A 12291-nucleotide genomic window follows, 5' to 3' on the forward strand; every position below is an offset into this window, starting at 1 on the left:
TTTTCTGTTGTGCCGAACGCCAACGAAGACAACCCCAGTGCCCTGAGTCAGGTGCAGCTCCGCGCGGTCAGTGAACTGCTGCGGGTCGCTCCTGTCGCCGACGAGCTCGGCCGCCGGTTCCAGGAGGCCGGCTTCCGCCTTGCCCTGGTCGGCGGGTCCGTACGCGATGCGCTGCTCGGGCGTCTCGGCAACGACCTCGACTTCACCACCGACGCCCGCCCCGAGGACGTCCTGAAGATCGTCCGGCCGTGGGCCGACTCGGTGTGGGACGTCGGCATCGCCTTCGGCACCGTCGGAGCCCAGAAGAACGGCTTCCAGATCGAGGTGACCACGTACCGCTCGGAGTCGTACGACCGCACCTCGCGCAAGCCGGAGGTCTCTTACGGCGACTCGATCGAGGAGGACCTGGTCCGCCGTGACTTCACGGTGAACGCGATGGCGGTCGCGCTCCCGGAGAAGGAGTTCGTGGACCCGCACGGGGGCCTGGAGGACCTCCAGGCGGGCGTTCTGCGCACTCCCGGCACCCCGGAGGACTCCTTCTCCGACGACCCGCTGCGGATGCTGCGTGCGGCGCGCTTCGCCGCACAGCTCGACTTCGAGGTCGCCCCCGAGGTCGTGGCCGCGATGAAGGCGATGTCGGACCGGATCGAGATCGTCTCGGCGGAGCGGGTGCAGGGCGAGCTGAACAAGCTGCTGCTGTCCGCGCACCCCCGCAAGGGGCTGGGCCTGCTCGTGGACACCGGGCTGGCCGACCACGTGCTGCCCGAGCTGCCCGCCCTGCGGCTGGAGAGCGACGAGCACCACCGGCACAAGGACGTCTACGACCACTCGCTGATCGTGCTGGAGCAGGCCATCGCGCTGGAGCACGACGGCCCGGACCTGGTCCTGCGGCTGGCGGCCCTGCTCCACGACATCGGCAAGCCGCGCACCCGCCGGTTCGAGAGCGACGGCCGGGTCTCCTTCCACCACCACGAGGTGGTGGGCGCGAAGATGACCAAGAAGCGCATGACCGCGCTGAAGTACTCCAACGACATGGTCAAGGACGTGTCCCGGCTGGTGGAGCTGCACCTGCGCTTCCACGGCTACGGGGACGGCGAGTGGACCGACTCCGCGGTGCGGCGCTACGTCCGCGACGCCGGCCCGCTCCTGGACCGCCTGCACAAGCTCACCCGGTCCGACTGCACGACCCGCAACAAGCGCAAGGCCAATGCCCTCTCCCGCACCTACGACGGCCTGGAGGAGCGCATCGCGCAGCTTCAGGAGCAGGAGGAGCTCGACGCCATCCGGCCCGACCTGGACGGCAACGAGATCATGCAGGTCCTGGGCGTCGGTCCCGGGCCGGTGATCGGCAAGGCCTACGGATTCCTGCTGGAGCTGAGGCTGGAGAACGGCCCGATGGAGCGCGACGCCGCGGTCGCCGCCCTCAAGGAATGGTGGGCCGCTCAGGCCTGATCGCGGTCGACCGGGTCCATGGGCCGGGTCGATGTTTCACGTGAAACATCGCCCCGGCCGACCGTAGCCGATGTGTCCGACGCCTCACGATGTCGCGCTCCGCCGCATCAGGTAGAGCGCGGTCACCGCGTAGAGGACGGCCACGCTCACGATCAGCGTGACGGAGCGCCCGTCCGGGGGGAGCATCAGGGCGGCCGCGGCGGCCGCACCCACGAACGCGACGTTGAAGAGCACGTCGTAGACGGAGAACACCCGGCCGCGGAAGTCGTCGTCCACATGGGACTGGATGGCCGTGTCGGTGGAGATCTTGGCGCCCTGGGTGGCGAGGCCCAGCACGAAAGCCGCGACCAGCATCGGACCGGGCGTGAAGAACAGGCCGAGCGGGGGCACCAGGACCGCCGCGCCGGCGGAGCAGGCCGTGATCCAGCCGCGGGTGCCCAGCCGGGCCACCATCCAGGGGCTGATGACGGCGGCCGCGAAGAAACCGGCCCCGGAGACGCCGACCGCGATGCCCAGCAGGGCGAGGCCGGCGGATTCGCTGTCCGACCAGGAGTACCGGCAGAGCATGAGCAGCGTCACGAACAGGGCCCCGTAGCAGAAGCGCATCAGGGTCATGGCGGTGAGCGTCTGGGCCGCCTCGCGCCGGGAAGCCAGGTGCCGCAGCCCTTCGACCATGCCCCGGACGGTCAGGGCTATCCCCTGGGCGACCGAGGGGTGGGCCCGTCCGGCGGGGTGGTCCGGGCCGAGCAGACCCACGGCCAGGCGCAGCGAGACCAGGGCCGCGCACAGGTAGAGCCCGGCGCCGAGCAGCACGACCAGGGCGTTGGAGTCGGAGGCCAGCAGCCGGACGAGGAAGGCGAGCCCCCCGCCCGCGACGGCCGCGAGCGTCCCGGCCGTGGGGGAGAGCGAGTTGGCGGTGACCAGCAGGGCGGGGGCGACGACGCGGGGCAGGGAGGCTGCGAGCCCGGCCAGGACGAAGCGGTTGACGGCGGTGACCGACAGGGCCGAGGCGTAGAAGAGCCAGTCGGGCACGTGCGCGACGATCAGCACGCCGGTGACGCAGGCCAGGAGCGCCCGCAGGAGGTTGCCGTAGAGGAAGACCTGGCGGCGCCGCCAGCGGTCGAGCAGCACCCCGGCGAAGGGGCCGATCACCGAGTAGGGCAGCAGCAGGACCGCCATGGCCGAGGCGATGGCCGCGGGCGAGGTCTGCTTCTCGGGGGAGAACACCACGTACGTGGCGAGCGCCACCTGGTACACGCCGTCGGCGGCCTGGGAGAGCAGCCGTACGGCGAGCAGGTTGCGGAAGTCCCTCAGGCGCAGGAGTACGCGCAGATCACGTACGACAGGCATGAGGGCAAGGGTCACATACGCGGAGGGTCCCCGGGCACATTGCCCGGGGACCCTCCGCGGAAGAACAGCCGAAGACCAGGTGTCCGAAGACCCGTGGTCCGACTTAGCGCTCGACCTCGCCCTTGATGAACTTCTCGACGTTGGCCAGGGCCTCGTCGTCGAAGTACTGCACCGGCGGGGACTTCATGAAGTAGCTCGAAGCCGACAGGATCGGGCCACCGATGCCGCGGTCCTTGGCGATCTTCGCGGCGCGCAGGGCGTCGATGATGACACCGGCGGAGTTCGGGGAGTCCCACACCTCGAGCTTGTACTCGAGGTTCAGCGGGACGTCGCCGAAGGCGCGGCCTTCGAGGCGGACGTAGGCCCACTTGCGGTCGTCGAGCCACGCCACGTAGTCGGACGGGCCGATGTGGACGTTCTTCTCGCCGAGCTCACGGTCGGGGATCTGCGAGGTGACGGCCTGCGTCTTGGAGATCTTCTTCGACTCCAGGCGGTCGCGCTCCAGCATGTTCTTGAAGTCCATGTTGCCGCCGACGTTGAGCTGCATGGTGCGCTCAAGACGGACACCGCGGTCCTCGAACAGCTTCGCCATCACGCGGTGCGTGATGGTGGCGCCGACCTGCGACTTGATGTCGTCGCCGACGATCGGGACACCGGCCTCGGTGAACTTGTCGGCCCACTCCTTGGTGCCGGCGATGAAGACCGGGAGGGCGTTGACGAAGGCGACCTTGGCGTCGATGGCGCACTGGGCGTAGAACTTCGCCGCCTGCTCGGAGCCGACGGGCAGATAGCAGACCAGAACGTCGACCTCGCGGTCCTTGAGGATCTGGACCACGTCGACCGGAGCCTCGGCGGACTCCTCGATCGTCATGCGGTAGTACTTGCCCAGGCCGTCCAGGGTGTGGCCGCGCTGCACGGTCACGCCCGCGTTGGGGACGTCGCAGATCTTGATGGTGTTGTTCTCGCTGGCGCCGATGGCGTCCGAAAGGTCGAGGCCGACCTTCTTCGCGTCGACGTCGAACGCGGCGACGAACTCGACGTCGCCCACGTGGTAGTCGCCGAACTGGACGTGCATCAGACCGGGGACCTTGGCCGCCGGGTCGGCGTCCTTGTAGTACTCGACGCCCTGCACCAGCGAGGCGGCGCAGTTGCCCACGCCGACGATGGCTACGCGAACCGAACCCATTCCGGTTGCTCCCTGTTTGTTCTCGGACGAGGCCTGCGAGATGCAGGCCTCACTTTGCAGTTTCGTCGGGCGGACCGGGTCGTCTCTGATCCCGTCCCGCCCGCTCACTCTCGATGAGCTCGTTCAGCCAGCGCACTTCGCGCTCCACGGACTCCATGCCGTGCCGCTGCAGCTCCAGCGTGTAGTCGTCGAGGCGCTCCCGCGTACGGGCGAGTGAGGCGCGCATCTTCTCCAGGCGCTCCTCCAGCCGGCTGCGGCGGCCCTCAAGGACCCGCATGCGCACTTCCCGCTCGGTCTGACCGAAGAAGGCGAAGCGCGCGGCGAAGGACTCGTCCTCCCAGGCGTCGGGGCCCGTGTGGGACAGGAGCTCTTCGAAGTGCTCCTTACCCGCAGCCGTCAACCGGTAGACGATCTTGGCGCGGCGCCCTGCGAGTGAAGTGGCGAGAGCGTCTTCCGGAGCATTGTCCGGTTCTTCGATCAACCAGCCGTTGGCGACCAACGTCTTCAGGCAGGGATAGAGCGTTCCGTAGCTGAACGCCCGGAACACCCCAAGCGAGGTGTTGAGCCGCTTGCGGAGCTCGTACCCGTGCATGGGGGATTCACGGAGCAGGCCGAGGACGGCGAACTCGAGGATGCCTGAGCGCCTGCTCATCCGCCTGCCTCTCCCTCGCTCCTGAGTTTTATACCGAGCTGATGTATCGGCTCGATACATCCAGACGATAGAACGGGCCGTCTTCGGCGACAAGGGGTGGCGTGGTGACCGGCGTCACATCACCAATTCGTACCAGGCGAGTTGCCTGATTTGGGGTGAACTTCGGCACTGTTCGGGTTTTGAGCCTGCGTAGTCTGTGGGCCATGACAACGGGGGAACCGGAATTCACCTGCCGCTTCCAGGCCACTCGCCTGCCCGAGGAGTAGTCGTTCGATGAGCGAGCACCGCCGCAAACCGCCGCAGCCCGAGGGGGCCGGACGTGCCGCGGCCCGTCGGGCCGCCCAGCAGCGCCCCGGCCGGGGCGCCGGGCCCGCACGCGACGTCCCCACCGCGTCGCCCAGCGGACCGTACGCAGAGCCGCCCGGCCACGGCGGCCGTGCCGACGCGCGCCGGGCCGCCACCCGCGGTTCCGGGGGGCGCGGACGCGGCGCCGCCGCCGGCGCGGGCCGCCCGGACAAGCGGCTGATCAACTACCCGCGCTCCGACAAGGACGGCTGGCAGCGGTTCGTGCCGTCCTGGAAGCTGGTCTGCGGCACGGCCCTCGGCTTCTTCGCCGTCGTCACGGCGGGCGCCGGCATCGGCATCGCCTCGGTGAACACCCCCGACCCGAACAAGGCGGCCCAGGCCCAGAACAACGTCTTCTACTGGGCGGACGGCACCGAGATGGTGGCCACCGGCGGCTCGATGAACCGCCAGATCGTGCCCATCGACAAGATCCCCAAGTCGATGCAGAACGCCGTGATCGCCGCGGAGAACGAGTCGTTCGAGACGGACAAGGGCGTCGACCCGATGGGCGTCGCCCGCGCCGTGTGGAACATGGCCAAGGGCGGCTCCACCCAGGGTGGCTCGACCATCACCCAGCAGTACGTGAAGAACACGTACCTGGACTCCGGCCAGACGCTGAAGCGCAAGGTCACCGAGCTCTTCATCTCGATAAAGCTGGGTGTGTCCGAGGAGAAGGACACGATCCTCGCCGGCTACCTCAACACCGCCTACTACGGCCGTGACGCCTACGGCATCCAGGCGGCCGCGCGGGCCTACTTCGGCAAGGACTGCAAGGACCTCACACCGTCCGAGAGCGCCTTCCTGGCCTCCGTGCTCAAGGGGCCCAACCTCTACAACCCGGACGGCGGCGTCGGTACCGCGGCCACCCCCGAGAAGAACACCGAGCGGGCCAAGGAGCGCTGGGCCTGGGTCCTGGACCGCGAGGTCGTGGTCGGCCGGATGCAGAAGGCCGAGCGGGACCAGTTCACGGAGTTCCCGAAGATCGTCGACTCCGAACAGGCCCGCAGCCTGTCCGGACAGACCGGCTACCTCGTCGACACGGCCAAGAAGTACGTGATGAAGGTCACCGGCCTCACGGCCGAGGAGATGGCCCGTGGCGGCTACCAGATCAAGACCACCTTCCAGAAGCCCAAGGTGGACGCCCTGGTCAAGGCCGTCGAGGACACCCGCAACAACTTCCTGGACGAGAAGGCCCGGCCCGAGTACGACACCTTCGTCCAGTTCGGGGCGGCCTCGGTGGACGTGAAGAGCGGGGCGATCGTGGCCCTGTACGGCGGCCCGGGCATGGACAAGAAGTACTTCAGCAACAACGCCGACACGCTCGGCGTCCCGGTCGGCTCGACCTGGAAGCCGTACGTCTTGGCGGCCGCGATGCAGTACGGCACCCAGAACTCGCACAGCCAGGGCATCTCGGCCGACAGCAAGTACAACGCGAACGACCTGACCGTCATCAACAACCGCGACGGCAAGCCGCTGCGGGACGCCTCGGGCAAGCCGTTCAAGCAGAAGAACGAGAGCACCTACCCCTACGGCTACGTGACCCTCAACGAGGCGATGGAGAAGTCCATCAACGTGCCGTTCGCGCAGCTCGTCTTCGACGTCGGCCACAACAAGGTCCGGGAGGTGGCCGAGGCCACGGGCATCCTCAAGGACTCGATGAACCCGAACAACGACGCCTCGTTCGCCCTCGGCACCTCCACCCCGAGCGCCATCCGCATGGCCGACTCGTACGCCACCTTCGCCGCCTCCGGCACCCACCACGACCCGTTCTCCGTGACCAGCGTCGAGAAGGACGGCAAGGAGCTGCCCGGCTTCGGGGCCCCCAAGGACCAGCGGGCGATGGACGACGCCATCGCCGACAACGTCACCAAGGTGCTGGAGAACGTCGTCGACAACGGCACCGGCACCAAGGTCAGGAAGCTCGGCTTCACCCGGCCCGCCGCCGGCAAGACCGGAACCACCGACCAGAACAAGTCGGCCTGGTTCGTCGGCTACACCCCGGAGCTGTCCACCTCGGTCGCCCTGTTCCGTACCGACCCGAACTCGGCGGACAAGAAGCTGATCTCCATGAACGGCGTCGGCGGCGTCGACTCCATCCACGGTGGCGACATCCCGGCCGCGATCTGGACCGAGTACATGAAGGAAGCCCTCAAGGGCGCCCCGGTCAAGGACTTCCCGGAGGCCGAGAAGATCGGCGTCACCGCGGACGCATCCGGTGCCCCCACGCCGTCTCCGTCCTTCTCGCCGTCGCCCTCCGCGTCGATGCCCTCGCCCTCGGCGAGCTCCTCTCCGCCGGTCTCCCCCTCCCCGTCGAAGGGCGGCAAGCCGACCTGCAAGCCGTGGGAGCTGTACTGCATCCCGGACACCAGCGGCGGCACCAACAGCGGCAACACCAACGGGGGCCCCGGCGGAACCGGCGGACCCAGCGGATCACCCTCGGGGACCCCGACGGGCAAACCGGGCCGCCCCGGCGGTACCAGCTGGGGGACCTCGATGGGAACCTCGGGCTGACCCGCCTCCCCCCGCTCAGAGGAGGGCCGTCGCACACCGTGCGGCGGCCCTCCCGCATGTCCGGCCCCGTACGGCAGGATGAGCGCATGACGAAGGTGCACGAGGACCGGCCCGTACTGCCCACCCAGCAGGACGAGGTCGCCGCGGCCGGCAGTGAGTTCCTCGGCGGCCCGATGGGCCGCTACGCCCGGCTGGGCGGCCACTGGCTGACCCCGGTCCGCGTCGTGGTCCTCGTGGCCCTCGGGATGTTCGCGCTCGGCATGGTGCAGAAGCTGCCCTGCTACGACTGGGCGTGGTTCCGGGGAGCCGGCTCCCAGTACACGCACGCCTGCTACTCCGACATCCCGCACCTGTTCTCCGTACGCGGCTTCGCCGACGGGCTCACGCCCTACTTCGACCGCCTCCCCGGTGACATGGAGTACCTGGAGTACCCGGTCCTCACCGGCCTCTTCATGCAGGTCGCCTCCTGGCTGACCCCGGGCAGCGGCTCCATGCAGCACCGCGAACAGATGTACTGGATGGTCAACGCCGGGATGCTGATGGCCTGCACCGCGGTCATCGCCGTCTGCGTCGTGCGCACCCACCGCCGCCGGCCCTGGGACGCGCTGCTCTTCGCCCTCGCGCCCGCCTTCGCGCTCACCGCGACGATCAACTGGGACCTGCTGGCCATCGCCCTGACCGCCGCGGGGATGCTCATGTGGTCCCGCGGCCGCACCCTGCTCTTCGGCGTCCTCATCGGCCTGGCCACCGCCGCCAAGCTCTATCCCGTCCTGCTGCTCGGCGTGCTGTTCGTGCTGTGCTGGCGGGCCGGGAAGTGGCGGGCGTTCGGCTCCGCCGCCCTCGGCGCGGCCGTCTCCTGGCTCGTGGTGAACCTGCCCGTCATGATCTACGCCTGGGACGGCTGGAAGAAGTTCTACACGTTCAGCCAGGAGCGCCCGATCGACTTCGGCTCCGTGTGGCTGCTGATCTCCCAGCGCTCCGGGAACCCCCTGCACGACGCCAACACGTACGCGACGGGCCTGACGCTGCTGCTGTGCGCGGGCATCGGCGTGCTGACGCTGACCGCCCCCCGCCGCCCCCGCTTCGCGCAGCTGGCCTTCCTGGTCGTGGCGGCCTTCATCCTGGCCAACAAGGTCTACTCGCCGCAGTACGTGCTGTGGCTCATCCCGCTCGCGGCGCTGGCCCGCCCGCGCTGGCGGGACTTCCTGATCTGGCAGGCCGGCGAGGTCGTGTACTTCCTCGGGATCTGGCTGTACCTCGCCTACACGACCAGCGGGGACAAGCACCAGGGCCTGCCCGTGGAGGGCTACCAGCTGGCGATCGCCGCCCACCTGCTCGCGACCCTCTACCTCTGCGCGGTCGTCGTCCGCGACATCCTGCTGCCCGAGCGGGACGTCGTACGCCGCGACGGGTCGGACGACCCGTCCGGCGGCGTCCTCGACGGGGCCGAGGACGTGTTCGTGCTCTCGGACGCAGCGAGGGCGCCGCAGGACGCGGCGCCCTCGGAGGGACAGCGGGTGGAGTGGGGCATGGCCCACAAGGACTGACCGGTCAGGCGTCGAGCACCCGGTCGAACTGCGTGGTGGTGTGGCGCAGGTGCGCCACCAGCTCGGCGCCGACCGTCGGCTCGGGGGCGTCCGACGGCACGAACAGGATCGACACCTGCATGTGCGGCGGCTCCGCGAACCAGCGCTGCTTGCCCGCCCACACGAACGGCGACAGGTTCCGGTTCACGGTCGCCAGACCGGCCCGGGCCACGCCCTTGGCGCGCGGCATCACCCCGTGCAGGGCCTTGGGGGCTTCCAGGCCCACCCCGTGCGAGGTGCCGCCCGCGACCACGACCAGCCAGCCGTCGGAGGCGGCCTTCTGCTGGCGGTAGCCGAACCGGTCGCCCTTGGCGACGCGCGTGACGTCCAGGACGGCGCCGCGGTACTCGGTCGCCTCGTGGTCGCCCAGCCACAGCCGGGTGCCGATCCGCGCCCGGAACCGGGTCTGCGGGAACTGCTGCTGGAGCCTGGCCAGCTCCTCGGCCCGCAGGTGGCTGACGAACATGGTGTGCAACGGCAGCCGGGCGGCGCGCAGCCGGTCCATCCAGCCGATGACCTCCTCGACGGCGTCCGAGCCGTCCGGGCGGTCCAGCGGCAGGTGCAGGGCGAAGCCCTCCAGACGCACGTCCTCGATCGCCGCGTGCAGCTGGCCCAGGTCCTGCTCGGAGATGCCGTGGCGGCGCATCGAGCTCATGCACTCGATGACCACGCGGGCGCCGACCAGGCCGCGGACCCCGTCCAGCGAGGACACCGAGCGGATCACCCGGTCCGGCAGCGGCACCGGCTCCTCGCCCCGCCGGAACGGGGTGAGGACGAGCAGGTCACCGCCGAAGAAGTCCTTGATGCTGGCGGCCTCGTACGTGGTCCCGACGGCCAGGACGTCGGCGCCCAGCCGGGTCGCCTCCTCGCACAGCCGCTCGTGGCCGAAGCCGTAGCCGTTGCCCTTGCAGACCGGGATCATCCCGGGGAACTGGTCCTGGATCTGCTTCTGGTGCGCACGCCAGCGCGCGGTGTCGACGTAGAGCGTGAGCGCCATGCCCGTCCGGAGCCTCTCTCGAAAACGCTGCCTGTGCAGCGGTGCGGTGTGTGGGGGATGCGGCAGGGGGTCAGCGGCGCGACATGTAGATGTCGAGCGCCTTGTGCAGCATCTTGTTGAGCGGGAAGTCCCACTCGCCGACGTACTCGACGGCTTCGCCGCCGGTGCCGACCTTGAACTGGATCAGGCCGAACAGGTGGTCGTTCTCGTCCAGCGTGTCGCTGATGCCGCGCAGGTCGTAGACGCTCGCACCGAGCGCGTACGAATCGCGCAGCATGCGCCACTGCATCGCGTTCGAGGGCCGCACCTCGCGCTTGTGGTTGGCGGAGGCGCCGTACGAGTACCAGACGTGCTGGCCGACGGTGAGCATCGTGGCGGCGGCCAGCGGCTCCCCCTCGTGCTTCGCGATGTACAGGCGCATCCGGTTCGGGTCCTCGGAGTTGAGGGCCGTCCACTGGCGCTGGAAGTAGCTGAGCGGGCGCGGGCGGAACTTGTCGCGCTCGGCCGTGATCTCGTACAGCTCCTGCCAGACCGGCAGGTCCTCGTAGCCGCCCTGGACGACCTCGACGCCGGCCTTCTCGGCCTTCTTGATGTTGCGGCGCCACAGCTGGTTGAAGCCCTTGAGGACGTCGTCCAGCGAGCGGTTGGCGAGCGGCACCTGGAAGACGTAGCGGGGCTGCACGTCGCCGAAGCCGGCGCCTCCGTCCTCGCCCTGCTGCCAGCCCATGCGGCGCAGCTTGTCGGACACCTCGAAGGCGCGGGGCTCGATGTGCGAGGCCTCCACGTCCCGCAGGCGCTTGACCTCCGGGTCCTGGATTCCGGCCTTGATGGCGGCGGAGTTCCATCGGCGGATGACGACGGGCGGACCCATCTTCACGGTGAAGGCGCCCTGGCGCTTGAGGTGGGCCAGCATCGGCTGGAGCCACTCCTCCAGGTTCGGGGCGTACCAGTTGATGACAGGGCCCTCGGGGAGGTACGCGAGGTACCGCTTCACCTTGGGCAGCTGCCGGTACAACACGAGGGCGGCACCGACCAGTTCGTCGTTCTGGTCGAACCAACCGAGGTTCTCGGAGCGCCACTCGTTCTTCACGTCGGCCCACGCCGGGACCTGGCAGTGGCTAGCCGAGGGCAGGCTCTGGAGGTATCCCAGATGCTGCTCTCGGCTGATGGTCCTCAGGGACAGGCTCATGCGGGGCGTCTCCTCGGCGGCTTCGCTGGCTATGGCGCGAAGCCTACTGCGACAAGGGCGCCACCCATCTGGGGGACGGGCCGGACCCGTGCCGGTGTGTGGCCGGCGCCCTGTCGCCGAGGTGCCCCGTCAGCCCGCCCAGCCGCCGAAGAGACCGCCGTGCGCCATGCCGAGGTAGAAGCCCACGGCCGAGGCGCCAAGCCCGATGATCAGTGCGAAGCGCTCGCGTGTCGTCTCCGAGATGAACTGTCCGTACGCGCCGGTCAGGATGCCGACGAGCCCGGTCCACGAGCTGAGCAGGTGCAGATTGTCGAAGAACCCCGTGACGAACGCCACGGCGCCGAGCACCACCGTGGCCACCATGAGGGTGTCCTGCAGCGGGTGGGGCTTGCCATCGGTTGCGAAGAGCGAGATGGAGGACTGGGACCGCATTGCCTGTGCCATCGGAAGGCACCTCCTGGCTGAAGCAGAGCGGTGCACGGGCGCCTCCGGCAGGGGCCGGGGGCATAGCACCGAGCACACCCGATGAATACAGAGTGTGGCCTCCTCCCGTCGGATTTCAACCGGAAGGAGTCGAGCAGGTAGTCTGTACAGCTGCGCGGTGTCTGCTCACAGACGCCGTGCGCACGCATCACGACCCTCCTGCCACGGAACGACCGTGGCCGCTGAGTCCAAAGGAGGTGGGTTCCACATGCGTCACTACGAAGTGATGGTCATCCTCGACCCCGATCTCGAGGAGCGCGCTGTCTCCCCGCTGATCGAGAACTTCCTCTCCGTCGTCCGTGAGGGCAACGGAAAGGTCGAGAAGGTCGACACCTGGGGCCGTCGTCGTCTCGCTTACGAGATCAAGAAGAAGCCCGAGGGCATCTACTCGGTCATCGACCTTCAGGCCGAGCCTGCGGTCGTCAAGGAGCTTGACCGACAGATGAACCTGAACGAGTCGGTTCTCCGGACCAAGGTCCTTCGCCCCGAGACCCACTGAACTTCGGTTCAGCGGTAATCGGGACCGAGTAGCACAGCAGC

General features: G+C 69.0%; 10 protein-coding genes. 4 read left to right on the top strand and 6 right to left on the bottom strand.

Annotated features, from left to right (window positions below; genetic code table 11):
* Window positions 1-9 precede the first annotated feature (9 nt).
* Window positions 10-1452 (top strand): CCA tRNA nucleotidyltransferase, encoded by a 1443-nt coding sequence (locus IF02_RS0101800; RefSeq protein WP_030153188.1) that lies wholly within the window; start codon window positions 10-12, stop codon window positions 1450-1452.
* Between the two features lie 84 nt (window positions 1453-1536).
* On the opposite strand, the gene IF02_RS0101805 is transcribed toward IF02_RS0101800, so the two are convergent.
* From IF02_RS0101805 to IF02_RS0101815, 3 genes are all read right to left on the bottom strand, one after another.
* On the bottom strand, window positions 1537-2802 hold the full coding sequence (locus IF02_RS0101805; protein WP_030153190.1) for an MFS transporter: 1266 nt from the start codon (window positions 2800-2802) through the stop codon (window positions 1537-1539).
* Window positions 2803-2905: 103 nt separating this feature from the next.
* On the bottom strand, window positions 2906-3988 hold the full coding sequence (locus IF02_RS0101810) for an inositol-3-phosphate synthase (RefSeq protein WP_030153192.1): 1083 nt from the start codon (window positions 3986-3988) through the stop codon (window positions 2906-2908).
* A 49-nt stretch (window positions 3989-4037) separates the two neighbouring features.
* Window positions 4038-4640 carry a PadR family transcriptional regulator gene (locus tag IF02_RS0101815; protein WP_030153193.1) on the bottom strand — a complete coding sequence of 201 codons (603 nt, stop codon included), beginning with the start codon at window positions 4638-4640 and terminating at the stop codon, window positions 4038-4040.
* A gap of 273 nt (window positions 4641-4913) precedes the next feature.
* On the opposite strand from IF02_RS0101815, the gene IF02_RS0101820 reads away from it, so the two are divergent.
* Both IF02_RS0101820 and IF02_RS0101825 read left to right on the top strand, forming a co-directional pair.
* Window positions 4914-7496, top strand: a complete 2583-nt coding sequence (locus tag IF02_RS0101820; protein ID WP_030153195.1) for a transglycosylase domain-containing protein — start codon at window positions 4914-4916, stop codon at window positions 7494-7496.
* Between the two features lie 86 nt (window positions 7497-7582).
* Complete coding sequence (locus tag IF02_RS0101825; protein WP_030153197.1) at window positions 7583-9043, top strand: glycosyltransferase family 87 protein; 1461 nt, start codon at window positions 7583-7585, stop codon at window positions 9041-9043.
* Window positions 9044-9047: 4 nt separating this feature from the next.
* Here the strand turns inward: IF02_RS0101825 and IF02_RS0101830 are convergent, their stop codons facing one another.
* The 3 genes from IF02_RS0101830 to IF02_RS0101840 form a co-directional block, all read right to left on the bottom strand.
* On the bottom strand, window positions 9048-10079 hold the full coding sequence (locus IF02_RS0101830; protein WP_030153198.1) for an alanine racemase: 1032 nt from the start codon (window positions 10077-10079) through the stop codon (window positions 9048-9050).
* A 70-nt stretch (window positions 10080-10149) separates the two neighbouring features.
* Window positions 10150-11268, bottom strand: coding sequence for a lipid II:glycine glycyltransferase FemX (locus IF02_RS0101835; protein WP_030153200.1), 1119 nt, complete (start codon window positions 11266-11268; stop codon window positions 10150-10152).
* Window positions 11269-11397: 129 nt separating this feature from the next.
* A complete protein-coding gene (locus IF02_RS0101840) occupies window positions 11398-11712 on the bottom strand; it encodes a hypothetical protein (protein WP_030153201.1) in 315 nt (104 codons plus the stop codon).
* A 247-nt stretch (window positions 11713-11959) separates the two neighbouring features.
* Between IF02_RS0101840 and rpsF the strand changes: the two genes are divergently transcribed.
* On the top strand, window positions 11960-12250 hold the full coding sequence (gene rpsF / locus IF02_RS0101845) for a 30S ribosomal protein S6 (RefSeq protein WP_004950685.1): 291 nt from the start codon (window positions 11960-11962) through the stop codon (window positions 12248-12250).
* The last annotated feature ends 41 nt before the right edge of the window (window positions 12251-12291 follow it).

The sequence above is a fragment of the Streptomyces sp. NRRL S-244 genome (genome assembly GCF_000717915.1).
GTDB lineage: Bacteria > Actinomycetota > Actinomycetes > Streptomycetales > Streptomycetaceae > Streptomyces.

What these genes read in the sequence shown, in the direction of transcription:
- IF02_RS0101805 (WP_030153190.1), bottom strand. Translation starts at nt 2,802, where the DNA reads ATGCCTGTCGTACGTGATCTGCGCGTACTCCTGCGCCTGAGGGACTTC.
- IF02_RS0101810 (WP_030153192.1), bottom strand. Translation starts at nt 3,988, where the DNA reads ATGGGTTCGGTTCGCGTAGCCATCGTCGGCGTGGGCAACTGCGCCGCC.
- IF02_RS0101815 (WP_030153193.1), bottom strand. Translation starts at nt 4,640, where the DNA reads ATGAGCAGGCGCTCAGGCATCCTCGAGTTCGCCGTCCTCGGCCTGCTC.
- IF02_RS0101820 (WP_030153195.1), top strand. Translation starts at nt 4,914, where the DNA reads ATGAGCGAGCACCGCCGCAAACCGCCGCAGCCCGAGGGGGCCGGACGT.
- IF02_RS0101825 (WP_030153197.1), top strand. Translation starts at nt 7,583, where the DNA reads ATGACGAAGGTGCACGAGGACCGGCCCGTACTGCCCACCCAGCAGGAC.
- IF02_RS0101830 (WP_030153198.1), bottom strand. Translation starts at nt 10,079, where the DNA reads ATGGCGCTCACGCTCTACGTCGACACCGCGCGCTGGCGTGCGCACCAG.
- IF02_RS0101835 (WP_030153200.1), bottom strand. Translation starts at nt 11,268, where the DNA reads ATGAGCCTGTCCCTGAGGACCATCAGCCGAGAGCAGCATCTGGGATAC.
- IF02_RS0101840 (WP_030153201.1), bottom strand. Translation starts at nt 11,712, where the DNA reads ATGGCACAGGCAATGCGGTCCCAGTCCTCCATCTCGCTCTTCGCAACC.
- rpsF (WP_004950685.1), top strand. Translation starts at nt 11,960, where the DNA reads ATGCGTCACTACGAAGTGATGGTCATCCTCGACCCCGATCTCGAGGAG.